Source organism: Catenuloplanes niger (genome assembly GCF_031458255.1).
Taxonomy (GTDB): Bacteria; Actinomycetota; Actinomycetes; order Mycobacteriales; family Micromonosporaceae; genus Catenuloplanes; species Catenuloplanes niger.
This window is the reverse complement of record NZ_JAVDYC010000001.1, coordinates 4,901,422-4,923,464: the sequence shown is the minus strand read 5'-3', so window position 1 is coordinate 4,923,464 and position 22,043 is coordinate 4,901,422. Positions and strand designations below refer to the sequence as shown.

The following is a 22,043-nucleotide window of genomic DNA, read 5'->3' as shown; positions in this document are numbered from 1 at the left end:
CTCCTTGACGACGACGGGACGGCTGGGTTCACTGACCGGTCAACGGGCGCGGCGGTGCCTCGTCACGCACGAAGATCGGCACCTCCCGGCCGTACCGGCGCGGCAACTGATCTTCTGCCTGGGCGACCTGCTGGGTGCTGACCTCGACGCCGGTGCCGTCGTGCCGGCAGCCGACCACGCCGATCTCGATGCCGGCGGCCCGCCAGTGACCGAGGTCGGCGACGACGCGCTCCTGCAGCGTCAGGAGCGTGCGCAGGTCGTGCCGGGCGTCGCGCACCTCCAGGCAGACCGTCGTGCCCTCGGCCCGGAGGAACGCGTCGAAGTCCGCGGACGGCACCCGGTAGACGACGCCGAGCACCGCGGCCTGGTCCACCTCCAGGCCGGCGAAGCTCTCCGGGAACTGCGACCGGCCCACCGACTCGACCCGGGCCAGCACGGTCGCCAGGTCGGCCGGGGTCACCAGCATCGCGCCGGTCACCGCCTCGACCCGCTCCGGCGCCCGCCGCGCGCCGCATCCCTCGGTCCGCCACTGCGCCATCTACGCCTCCGCTCGCTTCGCCACCGGCCGGGTCAGGCCTCGGCGTCGGTCGATGTGGTCAGCGCAACGGTACGTCGTCCGGACCGGGCGCCGCCCAGCACGACCACGGCCACGCCGATCACCACCAGCAGCACGCCGGGCAGCGTGGCCACCGGCGGCGCCTGGCCGAGCCACACCCAGGCGAGCAGCGCGGCGCCCGGGACCTCCAGCAGGATCAGGATGCTGACCGTGGTCGCGGAGACCCGGCGCAGCGCGAAGTTGAACATCGAGTGCCCGAGCAGCTGCGCGCCCGCGGTCAGGCCGAGGATCGCCAGCCAGGTGCTGCCCGGATAGCCGCCGAGGTCCACCCCGGCGATCAGGCACCCGGCCAGCAGGGCCAGCGCGCAGACGCCGTAGCAGACCGTGGTGTACGTGGTGGTGCTGAGCGTGCTGCGGGCCCGCTCGCCGAGCGCGGTGTAGACGGCCGCGAAGACGCCGCCGGCGATCGCCAGCAGGTCGCCGAGCACCGCCTCGCCGGAGACGCCGAGGTCCGCGCCGGTCGCGGCCGCCGCCCCGGCCACCGCAACGCCGATGCCGGCCCACGTCATCCACGGCAGGCGCCGGCCCTGACCGAGCGCGATCAGGCCCTGCCACACCGGCTGCGTGCAGACCAGCGCGGTCGCGGCCGCGACGGAGGTGAGCTTGATGCTCGGCACCCAGGTGCCGAAGTGCGCCGCCAGCGCGACGCCGGACAGCACGCAGAAGAGCAGCTGACGACGGTACGGTCCGGCGAGCGCGCGGAGCTCGGCACGGCGCCGGACGATCGCCACCGGGGTGAGAACGCCCACAGCGAGCGCGTTGCGCCAAAACGCGATCGCCAGCCCGGGTGCGGCCGCGAACGCGATCAGCGGCGACGACGTGGTGATCGCGAGGACCGCGACCGCAAGTGCGGAAACGGTGCCCGCACCGGGATGTGAGCCGGGGTGTTTCGGTTGATCGATTGAGCTCACGGTGTTTCATCCTTACACGTCGCTTCTTGCACCCGTCCGGCTACGGGTGGTGAATCTTCCACAGACGGAATGTCATAAAGCGGCTACGCTCTGACACCGGGCGCTCGCCCTTTCACATAGTTTGGGGAGGATTGATCAACTATGCCCGCATACCGTGCGGTGCTGTTCGACTTCTTCGGAACCCTGACCAGGGCGGTCCGCCGCGGCCCGGCCCACGCGGGCATAGCGCGCCTGCTCGGCTGCGACCCGGCGACGCTGGTCGAGGTGCTCGACCGCACCTACCACGCGCGGGCCCGCGGCCTGTTCGGCAGCGCCGAGGACACGCTGCGCCGGGTCGCGGCCGAGGCCGGCGGGCACCCCGGCGACAGTACGCTGCGGGTCGCCGTCGACGCCCGCCGCGAGGCCATCCACGCGGACACCACGCTGCGCCCGGACGCGGTGTCCACGCTGCGGGCGCTGCGCGGCCGCGGCCTGCGCACGGCCGTGGTCAGCGACTGCACGCACGAACTGCCCGATGTGCTGCCCCGGCTACCGGTGTACCGGCTGCTGGACGCGCGGGTGCTCTCCGTCGAGATGGGCATCTGCAAGCCCGACCCGGGCATGTTCCTGTCCGCGGCCGCACTGGTCGGCGCGCGCCCGGAGGAGTGCCTCTACGTCGGTGACGGCGGCAGCCGCGAGCTGAGCGGCGCCGAGGCGGTCGGCATGACCGCGGTACGGCTGCGCGCGCCCGACCTGGCCGGCCACCTCACGTTCAACCCGGACACCACCTGGTCCGGATCGGACATCGCCCGGCTGTCCGACACGATCGCGCTGGTCGACCGGGTGCTGCAGCCCGCATAGAGTGTCCTTCATGGCTGCTCACCCGCTGGTCGACGAGGCGCTCCGCAAGGCGTCCGTAGCGTGGGTCTCGGTCGGCGGGCGACCCGCGACCGCGCTCTGGTGCCTGGCCGTCGACGGCGTGCTGCACGTGGTCAGCGGCCCCGGCGAGCAGGCCGCGCCCGGCCTCGCGGACGCGTCCGCCGCCCGGGTCACGCTGCGCGGCGACCACGGCGGCGCCGTGGTCGCCTGGGACGCCACCGTCTCCCGGCTCTCCCCCACGGACGAACGCTGGACGGAGATCGCCACCCAGCTGGCCGGCAAGCGCCTGAACGCGCCCGGCTCCACCGCCGACCTCGTGGCCCGCTGGTCCACGGAGTGCGTGATCAGCCGCCTCACCCCGGCCGGCACGGACCCGGCCACCGGCACCACGTTGCCCGCCGGCTCCCAGGCCGCGCCGCCCCGCGAGTCCCCCGCGGCCCGCCCCGCCCGCAAGCCGTTCCGCCTCCACCGGGTCCGCGGCCGCCGCCCCTGACCCGTCACCCCGGCCACTCACCGGCCCACCCGGCCCGCCGGCTCACCCGGCGTACCGGCATACCCCGGCTCGCCGGCCCGTGCCCGGATCGCCCGACCGCTCGGCCCGCCATGATCGCCAACCGGCCCGCTTTGCTCTGCTTACATTGACAAAAGCCGCACATCGTCCACGGCAAATCGCTCCAATACGACTGATCGCGTCAATGATCGGAGCGCTCCGGTCACCGTACCGTCACGTCTTTGCTCTGCTTGCCTGAGCGAAAGCGGCAATTCGCCGACCGGATAAATCGCGCCGAATCGGGCCGCGCGGCGTAGGTAAGCAGAGCAAAGCGGGGTGGTCAGCCGAGGAAGGGCGGGACGGCGATCTCGCCCTTGGCGATCTCGACGACGTGGCCGGCGACGGTGGCGGAGACGGCGCTGCCGCCGGCGGCGGTGACCGTGCACTCCAGCGTGGACGGCCGGTGGATCTCGGCACCCTGGTGGACGGTGTAGCGCGTGGTGCCGTCCGCCGGGAGCAGGCCGGCGCCGGTCAGCCAGACGCCGAGGCCCAGCGCGGCCGAGCCGGTGGCCGGGTCCTCGGCCACGGCGACGCCCGGGCCGAACATCCGCAGGTGCGCGGTGTTCGTGGTGGCGTCCCAGGCCAGCACGGTCAGCTTGGGTACGCCGTGCCGGGCGGCGGCGGAGGCGTCCAGCCGGGCCCGGGCCACCGCGTCCGGGCGGACGGCGAGGAAGAGGTGCTCCAGTCCGCAGCCGGCGGTCCGCGGTGGGTGGCCGGCCAGGTCGGCCGCGGTCAGCCCGGCGATCTCCAGCAGCGGGGCCGGGTCGCGCTCGGGGCCGAGCGTCGGGGTGCCGCCGGTCAGCCGGGCCTCGCCGTGCGCGGACACCTCGATCTCCAGCACGCCGGCGCCGCACTCCTGGCGCAGCGTGCCCGGCGCGGCGAGGCCCCGGCGGGTCACGGTGACCGCGGCGCCCACGCTCGGGTGACCGGCGAACGGCAGCTCGGACGCGGGGGTGAAGATCCGGGCACGGTAGGTCGCGTCCGGGGCCGCGGCGGACGGCGGGAGCACGAAGACCGTCTCGGACAGGTTGAACTCGCGGGCCAGCGCCGCCATCTGCGCGGTGCCGAGCAGGTCGGCGCCGAACACCACGGCGAGCGGGTTGCCGGCAAACGGGCGGTCGGTGAAGACGTCCACGATCTCGTACGGCACTGTCGTCATAGGCTGACGCTAAGGCGTTTCGATCACCGGCGCGCCGTCCGGTCCGCCTTTCATTAGGCTGTGGGCGTGACGACGGCGACGCGGGTGTATCTGGGCCGGCTCGGCGGCCTTCCCGTCTTCGATCCGAACGGTGACACGGTCGGCCGGGTCCGGGACGTGGTCGCGCGGCTGCGCACCTCGATCCGGCCTCCACAGGTGGTCGGCCTGGTCGCCGAGGTGCCGGTGCGCCGCCGGATCTTCCTGCCGATCAGCCGGATCACCGGCATCGACCCCGACAGCGTGCTGCTCGGCACCGGCACGCTGAACCTGCGCCGGTTCGAGAAGCGGGCCAGCGAGCTGCTGGTGCTGCGTGAGCTGCTGGGCCGCCCGGTGACGATCGCGCCGGAGGGACGGCACGCGGTCGTGGTGGACGTGGCGATGGACGCGAACCGGCTGGGCGAGTGGACGCTGAGCCGGGTGGCGGTGCGCGACCAGACGATCCGGCTGGCCCGCCGCATCCACCTGGAGCAGCTCGACTGGGACGATGTGCGCGGCCTGATCCCGCAGAGCGGCGCGCACGCCACCGCGACCATGCTGGCGATGCTGGAGAAGATGCGCCCGGCCGACCTGGCGAACGCGTTGCAGGACCTGCCGGACACCCGGCGCAACGAGGTCGCGGCCGCGCTGGACGACGAGCGGCTGGCGGACGTGCTGGGTGAGCTGCCCGAGCACGACCAGGTGGAGATCGTCTCCGCGCTGGACCGGGAGCGGGCCGCGCACATCCTGGAGGAGATGGATCCGGATGACGCGGCCGACCTGCTGGCCGAGCTGCCGCCGCCGGAGCAGGAGGAACTGCTCGACCTGATGGAGCCGGGCGAGGCCGACCCGGTCCGGCAGCTGATGGCGTACGGCGAGGGCACGGCCGGTGCGGTGATGACGTCCGAGCCGGTGATCATGCCGCCGGACGCCACGGTCGCGGAGGCGCTGGCCCGGATCCGGGAGCCGGAGCTGTCGCCCGCGGTCGCCGCGCAGGTGTTCGTCACGCGCGGCCCGATGGCCACCCCGACCGGGAAGTACCTCGGCGTGGCGTACTTCCAGCGGCTGTTGCGCGAGCCGCCGTCGCGGATCCTCGGCGGGGTGGTGGACAACGACATCGCGCCGCTGAGCCCGGAGAGCGCGCTGTCCGAGGTGACCCGGCGGATGGCGACGTACGACCTGGTCGCGATGCCGGTGGTGGACGAGCAGCAGCGACTGGTCGGCGCGGTCACGGTCGACGACGTGCTGGACCACTCGCTGCCGCGGGACTGGCGTGAGCGGGAGGCCGGGCCGGCCCGGGGCATGACGGGAGGCGACGGTGGCCGAGAGACGGCGTGACCGGCTCGACCAGCCGCAGGAGCCAGGGCGGATCCGGCTGCCGAAGTTCGACCCGGAGTCGTTCGGGCAGTGGTCGGAAAGCATCGCCCGGTACATGGGGACCGCGAAGTTCCTGGTCTACATGACCGTGGTGATCCTCATCTGGATCGGGTGGAACGTGCTGGCACCGGCGTCGCTGCGCTTCGACCCGTACACGTTCACCTTCCTGACCTTGATCCTGTCCTTGCAGGCGTCGTACGCGGCGCCGCTGATCCTGCTGGCGCAGAACCGGCAGGCGGACCGGGACCGGATCGCGGCCGAGGAGGACCGGCGCCGGGCCGTGATGCAGAAGGCGGACACGGAGTATCTGGCGCGTGAGCTCGCCTCGCTGCGGGTGGCGCTGGGCGACGTGTCCACCCGCGACTTCGTCCGGTCCGAGCTGGCACGGCTGGCCGAGGAGCTGGACGAGCAGGCGAACCGGCGGCAGCGGCGGGCGGAGAAGGCCGCGGAGAAGGCGACCGACAAGGCCTCCGACAAGGCGGAGAAGAAGGCGGCGAAGCAGCGCAAGCCGGCCAAGCTCGACGAACCGATCGACGTCGGCGCATATGACCCGGAGCACGCGGAACCGCTCTGACGCAGGTCAGGACAGGGTTGAGCCGCGCGCCCCAAGGGGCTGGGCGCGCGGCCGACCATGTGATCGTGACACCCCGGCCACGATCTCGTCCAGTCCGGATGCGGATAATTGGGAAGAAGCATCGTTTATGGTGCGGGCGGCCTAGAATGCCGGGTTCGTCGCGTAAGCAACGTCTCGGCCCGGCGGCCGGTCGGGTGCGCGTGACCGGGACGTAGCATTGGCGACATGTCTGCAGTCATCACCGTCGAAGACGCCGTCCGGGCAGCGCTGGCCACGGTCGACGACCCGGAGATCCGCCGTCCGATCACCGACCTCGGCATGGTCGGCGCGCTGGAGATCGACGGCTCCGGCCGGGTCCGGGTGGGCATCCTGCTCACCGTGTCCGGCTGTCCGCTGCGGGACAAGCTGACCAGCGACATCACCACCGCGGTCGGTGCGGTGCCGGGCGTGACGTCCGTCTCGATCGACTTCGGTGTGATGAGCACCGAGCAGCGCCAGGAGCTGCAGCAGAAGCTGCGCGGCGCCGGCGGTCAGCAGCAGCAGGCGGTCATCCCGTTCGCGCAGCCCGGCTCGCGCACCCGCGTCTACGCGGTGGCCAGCGGCAAGGGCGGCGTCGGCAAGTCCAGCGTCACGGTCAACCTGGCCGCCGCGCTCGCCGCCAAGGGCCTGAGCGTCGGCGTGATCGACGCGGACATCTACGGCCACTCGGTCCCGCGCATGCTCGGCGCGGACGGCAAGCCGACCCGGGTCGAAGACATGATCATGCCGCCGCAGGCGCACGGCGTGAAGGTCATCTCGATCGGCATGTTCACCGCCGGGAACGCGGCCGTGGTCTGGCGCGGGCCGATGCTGCACCGCGCGCTGGAGCAGTTCCTCGCCGACGTCTACTGGGGCGACCTGGACGTGCTGCTGCTCGACCTGCCGCCGGGCACCGGCGACGTGGCGATCTCGCTCGCCCAGCTGCTGCCGAACGCGGAGATCCTGGTCGTCACCACGCCGCAGACCGCGGCCGCGGAGGTGGCCGAGCGGGCCGGCGCGATCGCGCTGCAGACCCACCAGCGGCTGGTCGGCGTGGTGGAGAACATGTCCTGGCTGGAGCTGCCGACCGGCGAGCGGATGGAGATCTTCGGCTCCGGCGGCGGCGCGGCCGTGGCCGAGTCGCTGACCAGGACGGTCGGCGCGCAGGTGCCGCTGCTCGGCCAGATCCCGCTGGACACCCGCGTCCGCGAGGCCGGGGACAACGGCTCCCCGATCGTGATCTCCGCGCCGGACGCACCGGCGGCGACCGCGCTGCGGGCGGTCGCGGAGAAGCTCGCGGTGCGCCGGGAGTCGCTGCTCGGCAAGCCGCTGGGGCTCACGCCGAGCAGCCGCTGACCGGCCCGGCAGAACGAGAACGAGCAGCGCCCGGGGGTACGTACCCCCGGGCGCTTTCTGCTGTGGTCCTCGACGGTCGCGGTGTCCAGGGCCCGTATCGACGTGTGGGTCGGCGCGAGGCGCGGTCCAGGTGTCGTCCGGGTGCGCGGCGCCTGGGCCTCGACGCAGCCCGGCCATCCACGTCGATACAGGGCCTAGGTGGCGTCGAAGTCGAACGCGGCCGGCTTGTTGGCCGGGGTGGCGGCCGGGACCGCGGGTGCCGGGTCGGGGCGGCGCGGGTCGACGGCAGCCGCGACGTCCTTCAGCTCGTCGTTGATGCCGGTGACGTCCTTCTTCACCGACTCGACCAGGCCCTGGATCGGGTTGCGCAGCGCCGCCTCGTCCTCCTCGCTGAGGAGGTGCTTGCGGATGAAGGCCTTGGGGTGCAGGTCCTCGAGCTGGATGTCGGTGCCCAGCTCGCGGCTGAGGTCGCCGGTGGCGTCGCGCGCCATGTTCCGCAGATTACGGATCATGCGCAGGCCGTCCTGGATCACCTGCGGCAGACGATCACCGAAGATCAGCAGAGCGACCAGGATCAGCCCGACGATCTCCCACCAGTTGAGGTTCTCGAACACAGTGCCTCCTACAACCGGATGCCCCTCCTACGACCATCCCCCGGCAACTGTACGCACGCTCCGGCCCCAACGGCAGGGGCTGGGCGGGGATCATTGGGCGTCCGCGGCCAAGGTCACCGAGGCGGTCTGCGTGGTCGAGCCGCGCCGGTACTCCACCGTGACGATGGAGCCGGGCGCGTACTTGCGGACCAGCGCGACCAGGTCGATGGCGTCGTTGAGCGGGTGGTGGTCCAGGCGGGTGACCACGTCACCGGCGCGCAGCCCGGCGGTGGAGGCCGGCCCGTTCGACTGGACGGTCTCCAGCCGCACGCCGCCGGTCAGCCCGGCGGCCGCGTTGCCGACCTCGGCGCCGATCACGGTGCGCCGCGCCTTGCCGGTCGCGATGATCTCCTGGCTGACCCGTTTCGCCTGGTTGATCGGGATGGCGAAGGCGATGCCGATGTTCCCGGCCGTCTCCTGGTCGCCGGCCACCGACTTGATCACCGCGTTGACGCCGACCACCCGGCCGGCCGCGTCGACCAGCGGGCCACCGGAGTTGCCCTGGTTGATGGCGGCGTCGGTCTGGATCGCCGCGTAGTAGCGCACCTGCCCGCTCTGGTCGGACTGGATGGTCCGGTCGAGCGCGCTGACGATGCCCTGGGTGACCGTGTTCGACAGCGCCAGCGGCGAGCCGAACGCCAGCAGCGGGTCGCCGACCGCCACCGCGTCGGAGTCGCCGAGGTCGACCGCGATCAGGCCCTCCTTCTCCACCTTGAGCACCGCGAGGTCCGACTCCGGGTCCTGCCCGACCAGCGTGGCCGGCGTCGCGGTGCCGTCCGAGAAGACCACGGCCAGCGAGGTGCGCGCGGCACCCTCGACCACGTGGTGGTTGGTGATCACGTAGCCGTCCTGGCTGACCACGAAGCCGGAACCGACGCCGCCCTGCGGGCCGCTGACCCGGATCGTGACCACGCTCGGGCTGACCCGCTCCGCCACGCCGGCCAGCGACTCCGGCGGGCGCACCGCGGCGGCCGGCGGGTCGAGCGCGCCCGCGCCGGCCGGGAACGCACCGGCCGCGACACCGCCGCGCAGCGCCAGCGCATAGCCGACCGCGCCGCCGAGCGTGCCCGCCAGCACCGCGCTGACCAGGCAGAGCAGGACGACGGGACGCCAGACCCGGGCGCGCGGGGCGTCCGGGTCGATGACCGGCTCGGGGTCGCCGTCGCCGGCCGGTTCCGCCGGGAGCACGACGGCCGCCTGCGTGTACGGGTTGCGCCAGGGATCGGACATGGCGTCGGACCACCACGCGGAACCGGGCGGGGCCGAAGTGCCGCGAACGCCCGGCTGGGGCGGGATCCCGCCGTCGGTCACGTGGTGCCTCCGTATCTCGCCGGAACTACCCGTCCAGGATTACACGGATCCCGCGCGGTCACGCATAGCTCGTTCCTCACCCTCGCACACACGCGAAACGGGGAGCCGCCGTTCCGGCGGCTCCCCGACGTCGCACGACCCGGGTGACCAGGCGTTATGAGGCGGTGCAGGTCACCGACGGCACCGGGTTGCCGCCGGTCCAGGAGCCGAGGAAGCCGAAGCTCGTGCTGCCGCCGGCGGCCAGCTTCCCGTTGTACGAGACGTTCTTCGCCGTGACCGTGGCGCCACTGGACGTGACCGTGGCGTTCCAGGCGTTCGACACGGTCTGGCCGGAGCCGAACGTCCAGGTCACGGTCCAGCCGTTGATCGCGCGCCCGGCGGTGACCTTGACGTCGCCCTGGAAGCCGCCGCTCCACTGGCCGCTGACCGCGTACGTCGCGGTGCAGCCCCCGGTGCCGCCGGTCGGCGACGGCGTCGGGCTGCCGGTCGGCGTGGGGCCGGCCGTCCGGGTGGGCGTCGGGCTGCCCGTGCCGCCGCCGTAGACGGACGCCTCGACGGACGTGGCCCGGATCCCGTTCGCCCCGTTGATCAGCCGCTGGCCCCAGGGGCTCAGGCTGGCCGGGTCGAAGTTCCGCACGATGTCCAGGTATTCGACGCCGCCGCCGTTGCCGCTCCACGACCAGCCCAGGTAGCCGATTCGCTGCGCCTGCGCGGTGGCCATGATCGCGTCCTCGTCCGGGTTGCCGTCCGAGTGCATGTCACCGAACTCGCCGACCACGATCGGCAGCCCGGCGCTGACGAACCGGCCCAGGTAGTCGGTGATCTCGGCGGCCGTGTCGAAGACGCCGTACATGTGGATGGAGAAGACCGTGTTCCGGTCCGGGTCCGCGTTGAACACCGCGGCCGCGTTGTCCCGCATGGTGAACGTCCAGTCCTGGCCCCAGTTCGGCGCGTCCACCATGATCGTGTGGTCGAAGCCGGCCGTGCGCAGCCGCTGGATCGCGGTGGAGGTGTCGGCGGCCCAGGTCTGGTAGTTCTGGTTGCCGTACGGCTCGTTGCCGATGTTCAGGATGACGTAGCGCTCCTGGCCGGTCAGCGCGCTCTGCACGCTGATCCAGTAGTCGACCGCCTGGGCCAGCGTGGCCGCGCCGGCCTGCTCGCCGTACCCGGTGGTGTCGTGCACCTCCAGCACGCAGATCAGCTTGTTCGCCTTGCACAGGCCGATCACGTTGGCGACGTCGGCCGCCTCGTTCTTGGTCCAGCGCTGACCGCTGGCGAGCACCACCCGTACCGTGTTGGCGCCGGTCGCCTTGATGTCGGCGAACGAACCGGTCTGCGTCGGGTACCAGGTGTGCGCGTGGTTGACGCCGCGCATCACGAACGCGTTGCCGTTGGCGTCGAGCAGCCGGCCGCCGTCGACCGTGAAACCGGCGGCCGCGTGCGCCGGCAGCGTGAAGACCACCATTGAGACGACCAGGGCGAACAGCGTCGCACCGACCACACTCAGTCTTTTCCTCATGACCCACCTCAAGGGAGCTGAAACGGTTAAGGGTCGCTGCCCAGGCGACTGACCACCCGGCTCCCTGGGTGTCGGGCATCAGCGTAGATGGATGCCTTGCCGGCCGCAACCGGGCCTCGTCACGACGTGCGAGGACGTCCGCCTTACGCTCATATCCACGCGGGCCTTAGGAGGTGCGTCATCGCCACGGTCGCCAGATCGGCTGACACCCCCGGTGGGCAGGCCATGCAGTTCAGCGAGGGGTACGTCGCGGAGGACCTGATCCTGCAGACCGCGCGCAGCCTGGCGCACGAGGTCGGGCTCGGCACGGTCACGCCCGGCGCGGGGGCCGCGCTGCGCCTGCTCGCGGCCGCCGGCAACGCCAAGGCGGTGGTGGAGATCGGCACCGGGATCGGCGTGAGCGGGCTGTGGCTGCTGCGCGGCATGCGGCGCGACGGCGTGCTGACCACGATCGACGTGGAGAGCGAGTACCAGCGGATCGCCCGGCGGATCTTCGTGGAGAGCGGCTTCCCGTCCGGCCGCACCCGGATCATCACCGGCCGGGCGCTGGACGTGCTGCCCCGGCTCGCGGACGGCGTCTACGACATGGTCTTCGTGGACGCGGACGTGGCGGAGTACGCGGCGTGCACGCAGGCGGCGCAGCGGCTGCTCCGGCCCGGCGGCGTGCTGGCGATCAACAACGCGCTGGCCGGCGGGCGGATCGGCGACCCGGCCGCGCGCGACCTGGCCACCATCACGATCCGCGAGCTGGTCAAGGCGATCCGGGAGGCGGACGAGTGGGTGCCCGCGCTCCTGCCGGTCGGCGCGGGCCTCCTCTCCGCGGTCAAGCGAGCGTCGTGAGATACCTGATCAGCGTGCGTACGCCCCAGCCGGTCGCGCCCTTGGCGAGCACGCCGTCCGCGCTCTCCGACCAGGACGGTGCGGACATGTCGAAGTGCGCCCAGCGGTCCCGCAGGTCGCCGGTGAACTCGCGCAGGAACAGCGCGGCCGAGATCGTGCTGACCTGGGTCGGCGCGCTGTAGAGGTCCGCGATGTCGCTGTGCAGCGCGTCCGCGTACTCGTCGGCCAGCGGCATCCGCCAGGCGCGCTCACCGGCGTCCTCGGCCGCGTCCGCCAGCGCCGTGGCGAGCGCGTCGTCCGGGCTGTACAGCGCGGCCATGGTCTTGCCGAGCGCCACCGCGTTCGCACCGGTCAGCGTGGCCAGGTCGATCAGCAGGTCGGGCGCGTGCCGCTCCACCGCGTACGCCATCGCGTCCGCGAGCACCAGCCGGCCCTCCGCGTCGCTGTTCGTGGTCTCGCTGGTCAGACCGCCGTAGTGCCGGATCACGTCGCCGGGCCGGAACGCGGAGCCGCTGACCATGTTCTCCGCGAGCGGCGCGAGCGCGGTCACCCGCACCGGCAGGCGCAACGCCGCCGCCGCGTGCACGGCCGCGACCACGGCCGCGGCGCCGCCCATGTCCTTGCGCATCAGCTTCATCGCGGCGACCGGCTTGATCGAGATGCCGCCGGTGTCGAACGTGATGCCCTTGCCGACCAGCACCACGTGCCGCGCGTCCGCGTTCTCCGGCGTCCAGGACACCTCGACCAGGCGCGGCTCGTTGACGGAACCGCCGCCGACCGCGAGCACGCCGCCGAAGCCCTGTTCCCGCAGCCAGGCCGCGTCCCGGACCACGACCTCCGCGCGGCCGCCGACACCGTCCAGACCGGGCCGGCCGCCCGCGGACGCCATCTCGCCGGCCAGCCAGGCCGGGCTCTTGATCGACGACGGCGTGTTGGTCCAGTCGCGGGCCAGGCTCGTCGCGGCCGCCACCACGGACGCGGTGGCCAGCTCCGCCGTGAAGTCCCCCGTGGTCGCCAGCGCGATGTCGGCCGGCTCCGGGCCCGCCTCGTCGAACCCGGCCGGGACCGTGAACCGGTAGGCGCCCAGGTGCAGGCCTTCCGCCAGGCCACGCACCGCGGCACCGGACACGCCGGACGGCAGCAGCACGGTCGCCGCCGCGTCCACCGCGCGGGACACGGCCGCACCCGCCGCACGCCAGCCCGCCTCGTCCGCGTCGCCGACCCCCACGAAGATCAGTTTCCCGGGGGTACGGGTGGGGCGCGGCAACGTGGCCGTGCCACCCGCCCGGCCGGCCCCCTTCGACTCGGCCAGGAACGCGGTCGCCTCCGCGAGCACGTCGGCCGGGAGCGCGCCGCCGGCCTCGACCAGCTCGGCCTCCGGACCGTCCTCGGCCGGTTCGGCCACCGGCCGCACCGGCAGGACCACCACTGACGTCAGATCCGGCTCGGCGACCAGGCGGACGTTCGGCATGCTCTTCTCACCCTCTTGGCGGTTCGTCGATGGCACAAAGGCCCGCCGGTACGGGACGTCCCGTACCGGCGGGCCTCGAAAACAATCAGCCGGCGGCGGCCTTCAGCGCGTCGCCGAGCGCATTCGCCTCGTCAGGAGTCATCTCGACGACGAGCCGCCCACCACCCTCCAGTGGAACCCGCATGACGATCCCCCGGCCTTCCTTGGTGACCTCCAGCGGACCGTCGCCCGTCCGCGGCTTCATCGCCGCCATGTTGTCTCCCCTCAGACCTACACCAGGGTCAATGGGTTGCCCCACAGCCACTTCCCATCACCGCCGGCACGCACAGCCCGCGCCGGCGACGGCCCGGGGTGTCGAACGAAGCGCTGCCCGCCCCGCGCGACCCCGGCTGCGGGCCGAAACAAGCCTGGTTACCCATATGACCGGCTCAGCCCGCGCTGCCGACCAACGATTTTCCCTGATGAACGCCTCAAGACCCAAACCGAGGCTGCAGAGTTATGACAGTCTCTAGCTTATACGTTTTTCGGCTGTCACAATGTGCGGTCATGCAGGCACGGTCTGCCCTCTTTGACCTCTATGGGGATCACCTTCGCGCCCGGGGCGGACGCGCACCCATCGCCGCCCTGGTCAGACTGCTCGCCCCCCTCGAGATCGCGGCACCCGCCGTGCGGACCGCGGTGTCCCGCATGGTCCGTCAGGGCTGGCTGCACCCGCTCCGGCTCGCGTCCGGCCCCGGATATCTGCTGACCCCGAAGGCCGTGCGCCGCCTGGACGACGCGGCCGCCCGGATCTACCGCATCGGCCGTCCCGCCTGGAACGGGCAGTTCGACTTGATCATCTTACGGCTTCCGCCGCACCGCCGGGACCGGCAACGACTCGCCGGCACCCTCTCCTACCTGGGGTACGGCGCGCTCGACGAGCAGACCTGGGTGGCGCCCCGGCCCGGCGAGGACGTGGACCGGCTGATCACCGAGGCCGGCGTCAGCTACGAGCGGTTCAGCTCCGCGCACACCGGCGGGCCGGCCGGCGCGACCTCGCTGGTCCGGCGGGCCTGGGACCTGGGCGAGATCGGCCGGGCGTACGAGCGGTTCGTCGCCGACCTGACCCCGGTGGTGTCCGGCGTGACCACCCGCAGCGAGGACCTGGAGGCGTACGCGGCCCGGTTCCGGCTGGTCCACGCGTGGCGTCAATTCCTGTTCCGCGACCCGCAACTGCCGCCCGCGCTGCTCCCGGACGGGTGGCCGGGAGCCGCCGCGGCCGCGTTCTTCGACCGACACGCGTCCCGGCTGCGCCCCGCCGCGGACCGGTACGTCGAGCATTGTCTTGCGCAGTCCGGACGCGGCCCGGCTTGACGCCGGCCCGCACGCTTGCTTCATCCCGACAGAAAGGCCCCGGCATCGTGACCGAACCGTTGCTGATCGAACGCTCCGAGGGCGTCCTGACGCTCGTGCTCAACCGTCCCGAGTCGATGAACTCACTGGACGTGGCGTTGAAGGAGGCGCTGCGGGACACGCTCACCGAGATCGAGGCGGACCGGTCCGTCCGCGCCGTCGTGCTCACCGGCGCCGGCCGCGCGTTCTGCGTCGGCCAGGACCTGCGCGAGCACGTAGCGATCCTGGAGGCCGGCTCCGTCGACCCGCTGTCCACGGTGCTCGCCCACTACAACCCGATCGCGCAGCGCCTGGCGAACCTGCCGAAGCCGGTCGTCGCCGCCGTCCGCGGCACGGCCGCCGGTGCCGGCGCGTCCCTGGCGATGCTGGCCGACTTCCGGATCGGCGGCCCCGGCACGTCGTTCCTGATGGCGTTCGCGAACGTCGGCCTGGCCGGCGACACCGGCATCTCCTGGTCGCTGCCCCGGATCGTCGGCCACGCCAAGGCCGTGGAGCTGCTCATGCTGGCCGAACCGGTCCCCGCCCCGGCCGCGCTGGACCTCGGCCTGCTCACCCGGCTCACCGGCTCCGACGACGAGGTGCTGCCCACCGCCCAGGAGCTCGCCGCCCGGCTCGCCGCCGGCCCCACCGTCGCCTACGGCGCGATCAAGCGCGAGCTCTCCGTCGGCACCGCCGGCACGCTCTCCGACGCGCTGGCCGCGGAGGCCCAGGCCCAGGCGATCACCGGTGCCACCACCGACCACCGCAACGCCACCACGTCGTTCGTCAACAAGGAGAAGCCCACCTTCCAGGGCCGCTGACCTCCACCCACCACCGGCACCGCCGCCGCCCGGCCCACCCGCCCGTCGGCGGCGCCTCGCCGCCCCCATCACCCTCACCGCCCCACCGATCGCCACCCGGCCCCCGGCTCGCTCCCTCCGACCGCCGATCCCCCGCTCACCCGCACACTTTGCTCTGCTTACCTAGCTCAACGTTGCTCAGCGCGGTCGCGTATGCCCAGCTGACGCCCTTCTCAGGCCGTCGCTGCCATCTCGGCGCCCATCGCGGGCTGATCAGCGGAGCTCCGACGCACGCCTATCGCCGCAGCGGCACGAACCACCACGAATCCACCGCCCGGGATCCGGTTCTCTCGCGAGGGCCCACCGCACGCGTGCCGTTCGGCCGGCGCTCATACCGGCCTGACGCCGCAACAGACCCGCCGACCCGGCTGTGCCTGCTCAGCAGGCATTAGCGCACGTCACGTGCCGCAATTTTGAGCTAGGTAAGCAGAGCAAAGACCCGCGGAGAGCCGACCCTGCCGGGTGGGTTTGAATCATGCGCGAATCGCGACCGCCCACGTGAGGGCGCCCGAGAGCGCCCGAGCCGGAGGAGCGGAGCGACGACCAAAAACTCAGTCCTCGTCTTCTTCCTCGGGGTCGAGGTTGGTCTCCTCGCCTAGGACGAAGGCCTGCATGGCGAGTTCGTCGCCGGACGGGGAGACGAAGGCGGGGAGTTCGGCGGGGCCGAGTTCGCGGACGTACGACCAGAAGAGGCGGACGGCCTCGGCGCGCGTGGTGGCCTCGATCGGCAGGTCGAGGCTGACCAGCCAGGTGCTGCGCTCGAGCGGGGGGCCGAAGCGCTCGAGCACGGCGGCGAACTCGGCCGGCGTGACGCGGGTGACGGGGCCGTCGAGGTGGAGCGAACCGGCGGGCTGGGGCTGGTCGAAGGCACGGCGGGAGTAGACGACCTGGCGGCGGTCCTCGTCGTTGGTGCGCAGGCCGCCGATGTGGCCGGTCGCGACCGCGCGCGGCGTCGGCTCGTCCGTGACCAGCACGACCTCGTCACCGAGCTCCGGGTGCGCGGACGCCGGGATCTCGGCGAGCACGTCGGCGAGTTCCACGAAGTCGTGGTGGTAGAGCCGCTCCTGCTTCAGCCGCTCGTCCGGAAGCACAATCGCCCACTGCTGCACCATGTGCCCATCTCACCACGGACGCGCGGGGCCGGAGCCAAGACCCCGGACACGCCGGGCGCGCGTCACACGATCCGGACGTGACAGTCTTGGAGGTGATCGTCGACCATGCCGGTGGCCTGCATCAACGCGTACGCCGTGGTGGGGCCGACGAAGCGGAAGCCGCGCTTCTTCAGTGCCTTGGCCATGGCGGTGGACTCGGGGGTGAGCGCGGGAACGGAGGCGTTCGTCGCCGGGCGCGGGCGGGGCGGCGGGGCGAACGACCAGAGCAGCGCGGCCAGGCCTTCCGGCAGGTCCAGCGCGGCCCGCGCGTTCGCCAGTGCGGCTTCGATCTTGAGTCGGTTGCGGACGATGCCGGCGTCGGCCATCAGGCGGGCCTCGTCGTCCGGGCCGAACTCGGCGACGGCCGCGATCGAGAAGCCGGCGAACGCGGCCCGGAACGCCGGACGTTTGCGCAGGATGGTCAGCCAGGACAGGCCGGACTGGAACGCCTCCAGCGTGAGCCGCTCGTAGAGCCCGTCGTCGTCGCGCACCGGACGGCCCCACTCGCGGTCGTGGTAGAGCGCGTAATCGGGCGTGCTGGCGCCCCACGTGCAGCGGGCGAGACCGTCCTCGCCCACGACCAGGTCAGACATGCGGCCCACGATAGGCGCGGGGTACGACAGGCTCCGCTACGGGAGGCGCCCGTTCTCGACCATGGTGGCGAACCTCTTCAGCGCCTGCTTGAGGCTGACCTTGGAGCCGGGCCAGAGGAACGGCCAGGTGACCTTGCCGAGGGCACCGGCGGGGAGGTGGAACCACTCGTGCCAGACGACCTGGGTCCGGTCGTTCTCCATCGGGGTGCAGCGGAGCACGCCGGGGCCGCGCAGGAACTTCCCGCAGTGCACGACGCGCACCTCGTAGGGGGCGTCGACGCGGACCACGCGCATCTCGTCGCGGAGCACGGCCGGGCCGATCGCGGTGACGGCCTCGACCAGGCTGCCCTCGCCGCCGTCGCCCTCGACCACGCGGACCTTGGTGAACGGAATCCATTCGGACTGCTTGGTCCACGCGGTGAACGCGGCGAAGACGGTGGCGGCGGGCGCGTTGACGATCACGGTCGCGGTCACCTCGCCGGCGCCGGGGGTGGCGGCCTCCCGGAGGTTCTCGGCCGGGTCGGGCTGGGTCATGCCTTCACCGTAGAGTCGGTCGCGGCCGGCTCGTCGGTCTTTACGGCAACCGTGGCGCTCTCCGACGTACCGCCGGAATTGTCGTTGTTTTCGGCAACTGGCTCGGTGGTGGCCGGTGCGGCCGGCGCGAGCGCCTCCTCCCGGGCCTTGCGCAGCGCGTCCGCGTCGTCGAGACGGCCGTCCCGGAGCGCGGCGACCTCGGCCTCGAGCACGCCGATCAGCTCCTCCTTGTACCCGATGTCGTAGGCGGCGCGGCGCAGTGCCTGGTCCACCTGGGCCATCCGGTAACCCCGCAGCGCGGTGTCGAAGCGGACGTCGGCGATGTCGGCCTCCAGCAGCGGGCGGCTGCCCGGCAGCGGCACGGCCCGGCCGTCCGGCTCCGCCGGGACCAGTGCGGGGTCGCTGCCGCTGACCAGGACCGTGACGCCGAAGATGATCGCCGCGACGACGAGCGCCGTGACGAGAGTGATGAACAGACCCATAGCGGGGATCGTGACATGGCGGACCGATCATGGCGAGACCGCCACCCCGTGGGTCAGCTCCAGCGGAGGACGTTCTTGCGCCAGGCGTAGAGGATCCCGAGCGCCAGAACGGCCACGAATACTGCCATTTCCACCACAGTGGTGACCCCGAAGCCGGGCCGGTCGAAGACCACCGCCCAGGGAAACAGGAAGACGCTCTCCACGGCGAAGAGCACGTAGAGGTACGCGTAGACGTAGTACCTGATCTGCGCCTGCGCCCAGTCGCCGCCGACCGGGTCGAGCCCGCACTCGTACGGCTCGCGCTTGCCGAACGGGTCGGCCGGCGCGGCCGGGCGGAGCAGCCGGTTCGCCCCGAACGCGGCCACGAAGATCAGCACGCTGGCCAGCAGCAACAGGCCGAGCGTGGCGTACGACCCGAGGTATCCCTCCACGCTCGACGAGCCTAGTCGCCGGCCGGCCGCGGCACACGCCCGTCGGCCGGCTCCGCCACGCTGGGTCGATCTCGCGACAGCCGTAAGTCGCGGAATCGACGTAGGCTCTGGAATGGTGTGTTCTGGCACACAACCCCTGAGGCGATCGAAGGGTGCAGGCATGAGCGAGCTCGGGAGCGAACCATCGGCTCGGCGCCGACCGCGCTGGGGCCGCGGCTCGGATGGGAGTCCGGCATGAGCAAGCAGGTGCGCCGGCTGGATCGGGTGGTCATCCGCTTCGCGGGCGACTCCGGTGACGGCATGCAGCTCACCGGTGACCGGTTCACGTCGGAGACGGCGCAGCTCGGCAACGACATCTCCACGCTCCCCAACTTCCCCGCCGAGATCCGTGCGCCGGCCGGCACGCTGCCCGGCGTCTCCAGCTTCCAGGTGCACTTCGCCGACTACGACATCCTGACGCCGGGCGACGCGCCGGACGTGCTGGTCGCGATGAACCCGGCCGCGCTCAAGGCGAACCTGCCGGAGCTGCCCGCGGGCGCCGTGATCATCGTCAACACGGACGAGTTCAGCAAGCGCAGCCTCGTCAAGGTGGGGTACGCGGCGAATCCGCTGGAGGACGGCTCGCTGTCCCGGTTCGCGGTGCACCCGGTCGCGCTGACCTCGATGACCGTGGCCGCGCTGGCGGACGCCGGAGTGTCGAAGAAGGACGCCGAGCGGGCCAAGAACATGTTCGCGCTCGGGCTGCTGAGCTGGCTGTACTCGCGCCCGTTCGAGTCCACACTGCGGTTCCTGGAACGGAAGTTCGCGGCCCGGCCGGAGCTGGTCGCGGCGAACCAGGCCGCGTTCCGCGCCGGGTGGAACTTCGGCGAGACGACCGAGGCGTTCGCGGTGCGGTACGAGATCGCGCCCGCGCCGATGGCCGCCGGGACGTACCGCAACATCACCGGGAACACCGCGCTCGCGCTCGGCCTGGTGGCCGCCGGGGTGCGCGCGAGGCTGCCGCTCTTCCTCGGCGCCTACCCGATCACGCCGGCGTCGGACATCCTGCACGAGCTGTCCAAGCACAAGCGGCTCGGCGTCACCACCATGCAGGCGGAGGACGAGATCGCGGCGATCGGTGCCGCGCTCGGCGCGTCCTACGGCGGCGCGCTCGGCGTCACCACCACCAGCGGGCCCGGTGTCGCGCTGAAGGGCGAGACGATCTCGCTGGCCGTGGCGCTGGAGCTGCCACTGGTGATCGTGGACGTGCAGCGGGCCGGCCCGTCGACCGGCATGCCGACCAAGACCGAGCAGGCCGACCTGAACATGGCGCTGTTCGGCCGGCACGGCGAGGCACCGGTCGCGGTGATCGCGCCGCAGTCGCCGTCGGACTGCTTCCACGCCGCGATCGAGGCGGCCCGGATCGCGCTCACCTACCGCACGCCGGTGATCCTGCTGTCCGACAACTACGTGGCGAACGGGTCGGAGCCGTGGCTGCTGCCGGACGTGGCGTCGCTGCCGGACCTGACCGTCGAGTTCGCGTCCGCGGCCAACTCACCGGACGGGCGGTTCCTGCCGTACCTGCGGGACCCGGCGACGATGGCGCGGCCGTGGGCGATCCCGGGCACCCCCGGGCTGGAGCACCGGATCGGCGGCTTGGAGAAGGCGGACAAGACCGGCGACATCTCGTACGACCCGGCGAACCACGACCTGATGGTGCGCACCCGGGCGCAGCGCATCGAGACGATCCCGGTGCCGGACGTGACCGTGGACGACCCGGACGGTTCGGCGAGCGTGCTGGTGCTCGGCTGGGGCTCGACGTACGGGCCGATCGGGGCGGCGTGCCGGGCGCTGCGGCAGCGCGGGCTGACCATCGCCCAGGCGCACCTGCGTCACCTGCACCCGATGCCGGCCAACCTGGAACAGATCCTGAAACGGTACGACCGGGTGGTCGTCCCGGAGATGAACCTGGGGCAGCTCGCGCACGTGATCCGGGGCCGGTTCCTGGTGGACGCGCTGCCGTTCAACAAGGTCAGCGGTCTGCCGTTCACGGCGGGCGAGCTGGAGTCCGCGTTGGAGGACGTGGTGAAGAATGGCTGAGCTGCTGAAACTCACCGCGAAGGACTTCAAGTCCGACCAGGAGGTGCGCTGGTGTCCCGGCTGCGGGGACTACGCGATCCTGGCCGCGGTGCAGGGCTTCATGCCGGAGCTGAACATCCCGCGTGAACGGATCGTCTTCATCTCCGGCATCGGGTGCTCGTCGCGTTTCCCGTACTACATGAACACGTACGGCATGCACTCGATCCACGGCCGCGCGCCGGCGATCGCGACCGGGCTGGCCGCCACCCGGCCCGACCTGTCCATCTGGGTGGTCACCGGGGACGGCGACGCGCTGTCGATCGGCGGCAACCACCTGATCCACGCGCTGCGCCGGAACGTCAACCTGAAGATCCTGCTGTTCAACAACCGGATCTACGGGCTGACCAAGGGGCAGTACTCGCCGACCTCCGAGCTCGGCAAGGTCACCAAGTCGACGCCGGTCGGGTCCGCGGACGCGCCGTTCAACCCGCTGTCGCTGGCGCTCGGCGCGGAGGCCGGGTTCGTCGCCCGCACCATCGACTCGGACCGCAAGCACCTGCAGTCGGTGTTGCGCGCCGCGGCCGCGCACCGCGGTTCGGCGTTCGTGGAGATCTACCAGAACTGCAACATCTTCAACGACGGCGCGTTCGAGACCCTCAAGGACGTGGGTACGCGGGACGAGTACCTGATCCGGCTGGAGCACGGGCAGCCGATCACGTTCGGCGACTCGTGCGTGGTGCACCCGCCCGGCGGCTTCGGCCTGTCGGTCCGGCCCACCGCGTCCGTCGACCCGGCAGAAATCGTGGTGCACGACGAGACGGTGACGGATCCGGCGTACGCGTTCGCGCTGTCCCGCCTGCCCGCCCTCGACCTGCGCAACACCCCGATCGGCGTGCTGCGCGCGGTGTCCCGGCCCACCTACGACGAGGTGCTGCAGCAGCAGGTCGCGGACGCCCGCGAGGCCGCGACCGGCACGCCCGAGGAGCAGCTGACCGGCCTGCTGCACGCGGGCGACACCTGGACGATCTGAGGACGGGGCCGCCACGCGCGGCCCCGCCCACCAGGCCACGCCGGCCTCACCCTTGATCCACCGCGCCTTCGGCAGCCACGTGCATCCGCTCCGGCCCGCCGCTGCCGCCCCGGCGCCGCTGCCGGTTGTCGCTGCTGCCGGTTGTCGCTGCCGGACCGGCGCCCCCTAACGGACCGGCGCCGCTGCCGGAACCGGCCACCGTTCCGCGCTCTCGTCAGGCCGGTTCCACTCCTCGTCAGGCCGGACCGCCCCACCGCAGCGGCCGAGCCGAAGATCGACACAGCCTCGTAGTGACCCCCGCACCC

Annotated in this window: 23 protein-coding genes; 10 read left to right on the top strand and 13 right to left on the bottom strand. The window is 72.3% G+C overall.

Going from position 1 to position 22,043, the window contains the following annotated elements; translation table 11 throughout:
- Positions 1-28: 28 nt before the first annotated feature.
- Both J2S44_RS21845 and J2S44_RS21840 read right to left on the bottom strand, forming a co-directional pair.
- Entirely contained in the window at positions 29-538 is a 510-nt protein-coding gene (locus J2S44_RS21845; protein ID WP_310417017.1) for a hypothetical protein, read from the bottom strand.
- A 32-nt stretch (positions 539-570) separates the two neighbouring features.
- Positions 571-1,518: a DMT family transporter gene (locus J2S44_RS21840; RefSeq protein ID WP_310429837.1), complete on the bottom strand. Its 948-nt coding sequence runs from the start codon at positions 1,516-1,518 to the stop codon at positions 571-573.
- Positions 1,519-1,668: 150 nt separating this feature from the next.
- Between J2S44_RS21840 and J2S44_RS21835 the strand changes: the two genes are divergently transcribed.
- Entirely contained in the window at positions 1,669-2,367 is a 699-nt protein-coding gene (locus tag J2S44_RS21835) for an HAD family hydrolase (RefSeq protein WP_310417014.1), read from the top strand.
- Positions 2,368-2,377: 10 nt separating this feature from the next.
- Positions 2,378-2,878, top strand: a complete 501-nt coding sequence (locus tag J2S44_RS21830; protein WP_310417011.1) for a hypothetical protein — start codon at positions 2,378-2,380, stop codon at positions 2,876-2,878.
- 337 nt (positions 2,879-3,215) lie between these two features.
- Here the strand turns inward: J2S44_RS21830 and J2S44_RS21825 are convergent, their stop codons facing one another.
- On the bottom strand, positions 3,216-4,094 hold the full coding sequence (locus tag J2S44_RS21825; protein WP_310417008.1) for a PhzF family protein: 879 nt from the start codon (positions 4,092-4,094) through the stop codon (positions 3,216-3,218).
- A gap of 66 nt (positions 4,095-4,160) precedes the next feature.
- Here J2S44_RS21825 and J2S44_RS21820 point away from each other — a divergent pair, with 66 nt between their 5' ends.
- From J2S44_RS21820 to J2S44_RS21810, 3 genes are all read left to right on the top strand, one after another.
- The gene (locus J2S44_RS21820) at positions 4,161-5,447 is read left to right on the top strand and encodes a magnesium transporter MgtE N-terminal domain-containing protein (protein WP_310417004.1); all 1,287 of its coding nucleotides are present in this window, start codon (positions 4,161-4,163) and stop codon (positions 5,445-5,447) included.
- On the top strand, positions 5,428-6,060 hold the full coding sequence (locus J2S44_RS21815; RefSeq protein ID WP_310417001.1) for a DUF1003 domain-containing protein: 633 nt from the start codon (positions 5,428-5,430) through the stop codon (positions 6,058-6,060). Before J2S44_RS21820 ends, J2S44_RS21815 begins: the two co-directional genes overlap by 20 nt.
- Before the next feature lie 225 nt (positions 6,061-6,285).
- Positions 6,286-7,434 (top strand): Mrp/NBP35 family ATP-binding protein, encoded by a 1,149-nt coding sequence (locus J2S44_RS21810; RefSeq protein ID WP_310416997.1) that lies wholly within the window; start codon positions 6,286-6,288, stop codon positions 7,432-7,434.
- Positions 7,435-7,628: 194 nt separating this feature from the next.
- Here the strand turns inward: J2S44_RS21810 and J2S44_RS21805 are convergent, their stop codons facing one another.
- The 3 genes from J2S44_RS21805 to J2S44_RS21795 all read right to left on the bottom strand — a co-directional run bounded on the left by J2S44_RS21805 (position 7,629) and on the right by J2S44_RS21795 (position 10,917).
- The gene (locus J2S44_RS21805; RefSeq protein ID WP_310416994.1) at positions 7,629-8,048 is read right to left on the bottom strand and encodes a twin-arginine translocase TatA/TatE family subunit; all 420 of its coding nucleotides are present in this window, start codon (positions 8,046-8,048) and stop codon (positions 7,629-7,631) included.
- A gap of 90 nt (positions 8,049-8,138) precedes the next feature.
- On the bottom strand, positions 8,139-9,317 hold the full coding sequence (locus J2S44_RS21800) for a S1C family serine protease (RefSeq protein ID WP_374727886.1): 1,179 nt from the start codon (positions 9,315-9,317) through the stop codon (positions 8,139-8,141).
- A gap of 235 nt (positions 9,318-9,552) precedes the next feature.
- Positions 9,553-10,917 (bottom strand): cellulase family glycosylhydrolase, encoded by a 1,365-nt coding sequence (locus J2S44_RS21795; RefSeq protein ID WP_310416988.1) that lies wholly within the window; start codon positions 10,915-10,917, stop codon positions 9,553-9,555.
- Positions 10,918-11,142: 225 nt separating this feature from the next.
- On the opposite strand from J2S44_RS21795, the gene J2S44_RS21790 reads away from it, so the two are divergent.
- On the top strand, positions 11,143-11,757 hold the full coding sequence (locus J2S44_RS21790) for an O-methyltransferase (RefSeq protein ID WP_307242813.1): 615 nt from the start codon (positions 11,143-11,145) through the stop codon (positions 11,755-11,757).
- On the opposite strand, the gene J2S44_RS21785 is transcribed toward J2S44_RS21790, so the two are convergent.
- Together J2S44_RS21785 and J2S44_RS21780 are read right to left on the bottom strand one after the other, a co-directional pair.
- Positions 11,741-13,228: a leucyl aminopeptidase family protein gene (locus J2S44_RS21785; RefSeq protein ID WP_310416985.1), complete on the bottom strand. Its 1,488-nt coding sequence runs from the start codon at positions 13,226-13,228 to the stop codon at positions 11,741-11,743. The two genes, J2S44_RS21790 and J2S44_RS21785, sit on opposite strands and share 17 nt — an antisense overlap.
- An 85-nt stretch (positions 13,229-13,313) precedes the next feature.
- Positions 13,314-13,481, bottom strand: coding sequence for a DUF3117 domain-containing protein (locus J2S44_RS21780; protein WP_007455245.1), 168 nt, complete (start codon positions 13,479-13,481; stop codon positions 13,314-13,316).
- Between the two features lie 293 nt (positions 13,482-13,774).
- Here J2S44_RS21780 and J2S44_RS21775 point away from each other — a divergent pair, with 293 nt between their 5' ends.
- Together J2S44_RS21775 and J2S44_RS21770 are read left to right on the top strand one after the other, a co-directional pair.
- Positions 13,775-14,581: a PaaX family transcriptional regulator gene (locus tag J2S44_RS21775; RefSeq protein ID WP_310416982.1), complete on the top strand. Its 807-nt coding sequence runs from the start codon at positions 13,775-13,777 to the stop codon at positions 14,579-14,581.
- A gap of 47 nt (positions 14,582-14,628) precedes the next feature.
- Complete coding sequence (locus J2S44_RS21770; protein WP_310416980.1) at positions 14,629-15,420, top strand: enoyl-CoA hydratase-related protein; 792 nt, start codon at positions 14,629-14,631, stop codon at positions 15,418-15,420.
- 590 nt (positions 15,421-16,010) lie between these two features.
- Here the strand turns inward: J2S44_RS21770 and J2S44_RS21765 are convergent.
- The 5 genes from J2S44_RS21765 to ndhC all read right to left on the bottom strand — a co-directional run bounded on the left by J2S44_RS21765 (position 16,011) and on the right by ndhC (position 18,650).
- Complete coding sequence (locus J2S44_RS21765) at positions 16,011-16,571, bottom strand: hypothetical protein (protein WP_310416977.1); 561 nt, start codon at positions 16,569-16,571, stop codon at positions 16,011-16,013.
- A gap of 62 nt (positions 16,572-16,633) precedes the next feature.
- A complete protein-coding gene (locus J2S44_RS21760) occupies positions 16,634-17,203 on the bottom strand; it encodes a DNA-3-methyladenine glycosylase I (RefSeq protein ID WP_310416974.1) in 570 nt (189 codons plus the stop codon).
- A gap of 36 nt (positions 17,204-17,239) precedes the next feature.
- Entirely contained in the window at positions 17,240-17,737 is a 498-nt protein-coding gene (locus tag J2S44_RS21755) for an SRPBCC family protein (protein ID WP_310416970.1), read from the bottom strand.
- Positions 17,734-18,219, bottom strand: a complete 486-nt coding sequence (locus tag J2S44_RS21750; RefSeq protein WP_374727885.1) for a DivIVA domain-containing protein — start codon at positions 18,217-18,219, stop codon at positions 17,734-17,736. Before J2S44_RS21750 ends, J2S44_RS21755 begins: the two co-directional genes overlap by 4 nt.
- Positions 18,220-18,272: 53 nt before the next feature.
- Positions 18,273-18,650, bottom strand: a complete 378-nt coding sequence (gene ndhC / locus J2S44_RS21745) for an NADH-quinone oxidoreductase subunit A (RefSeq protein WP_306839591.1) — start codon at positions 18,648-18,650, stop codon at positions 18,273-18,275.
- Between the two features lie 234 nt (positions 18,651-18,884).
- Between ndhC and J2S44_RS21740 the strand changes: the two genes are divergently transcribed.
- Together J2S44_RS21740 and J2S44_RS21735 are read left to right on the top strand one after the other, a co-directional pair.
- Entirely contained in the window at positions 18,885-20,729 is a 1,845-nt protein-coding gene (locus J2S44_RS21740) for a 2-oxoacid:acceptor oxidoreductase subunit alpha (RefSeq protein WP_310416968.1), read from the top strand.
- Positions 20,722-21,738: a 2-oxoacid:ferredoxin oxidoreductase subunit beta gene (locus tag J2S44_RS21735; RefSeq protein ID WP_310416965.1), complete on the top strand. Its 1,017-nt coding sequence runs from the start codon at positions 20,722-20,724 to the stop codon at positions 21,736-21,738. Before J2S44_RS21740 ends, J2S44_RS21735 begins: the two co-directional genes overlap by 8 nt.
- Positions 21,739-22,043: the final 305 nt, after the last annotated feature.

Coding starts and splice junctions, on each gene's coding strand:
- J2S44_RS21845 (WP_310417017.1), bottom strand. CDS start 538: ATGGCGCAGTGGCGGACCGAGGGATGCGGCGCGCGGCGGGCGCCGGAG.
- J2S44_RS21835 (WP_310417014.1), top strand. CDS start 1,669: ATGCCCGCATACCGTGCGGTGCTGTTCGACTTCTTCGGAACCCTGACC.
- J2S44_RS21830 (WP_310417011.1), top strand. CDS start 2,378: ATGGCTGCTCACCCGCTGGTCGACGAGGCGCTCCGCAAGGCGTCCGTA.
- J2S44_RS21825 (WP_310417008.1), bottom strand. CDS start 4,094: ATGACGACAGTGCCGTACGAGATCGTGGACGTCTTCACCGACCGCCCG.
- J2S44_RS21810 (WP_310416997.1), top strand. CDS start 6,286: ATGTCTGCAGTCATCACCGTCGAAGACGCCGTCCGGGCAGCGCTGGCC.
- J2S44_RS21800 (WP_374727886.1), bottom strand. CDS start 9,317: ATGTCCGATCCCTGGCGCAACCCGTACACGCAGGCGGCCGTCGTGCTC.
- J2S44_RS21795 (WP_310416988.1), bottom strand. CDS start 10,917: ATGAGGAAAAGACTGAGTGTGGTCGGTGCGACGCTGTTCGCCCTGGTC.
- J2S44_RS21790 (WP_307242813.1), top strand. CDS start 11,143: ATGCAGTTCAGCGAGGGGTACGTCGCGGAGGACCTGATCCTGCAGACC.
- J2S44_RS21785 (WP_310416985.1), bottom strand. CDS start 13,228: ATGCCGAACGTCCGCCTGGTCGCCGAGCCGGATCTGACGTCAGTGGTG.
- J2S44_RS21780 (WP_007455245.1), bottom strand. CDS start 13,481: ATGGCGGCGATGAAGCCGCGGACGGGCGACGGTCCGCTGGAGGTCACC.
- J2S44_RS21775 (WP_310416982.1), top strand. CDS start 13,775: ATGCAGGCACGGTCTGCCCTCTTTGACCTCTATGGGGATCACCTTCGC.
- J2S44_RS21765 (WP_310416977.1), bottom strand. CDS start 16,571: ATGGTGCAGCAGTGGGCGATTGTGCTTCCGGACGAGCGGCTGAAGCAG.
- J2S44_RS21760 (WP_310416974.1), bottom strand. CDS start 17,203: ATGTCTGACCTGGTCGTGGGCGAGGACGGTCTCGCCCGCTGCACGTGG.
- J2S44_RS21755 (WP_310416970.1), bottom strand. CDS start 17,737: ATGACCCAGCCCGACCCGGCCGAGAACCTCCGGGAGGCCGCCACCCCC.
- J2S44_RS21750 (WP_374727885.1), bottom strand. CDS start 18,219: ATGGGTCTGTTCATCACTCTCGTCACGGCGCTCGTCGTCGCGGCGATC.
- J2S44_RS21740 (WP_310416968.1), top strand. CDS start 18,885: ATGAGCAAGCAGGTGCGCCGGCTGGATCGGGTGGTCATCCGCTTCGCG.
- J2S44_RS21735 (WP_310416965.1), top strand. CDS start 20,722: ATGGCTGAGCTGCTGAAACTCACCGCGAAGGACTTCAAGTCCGACCAG.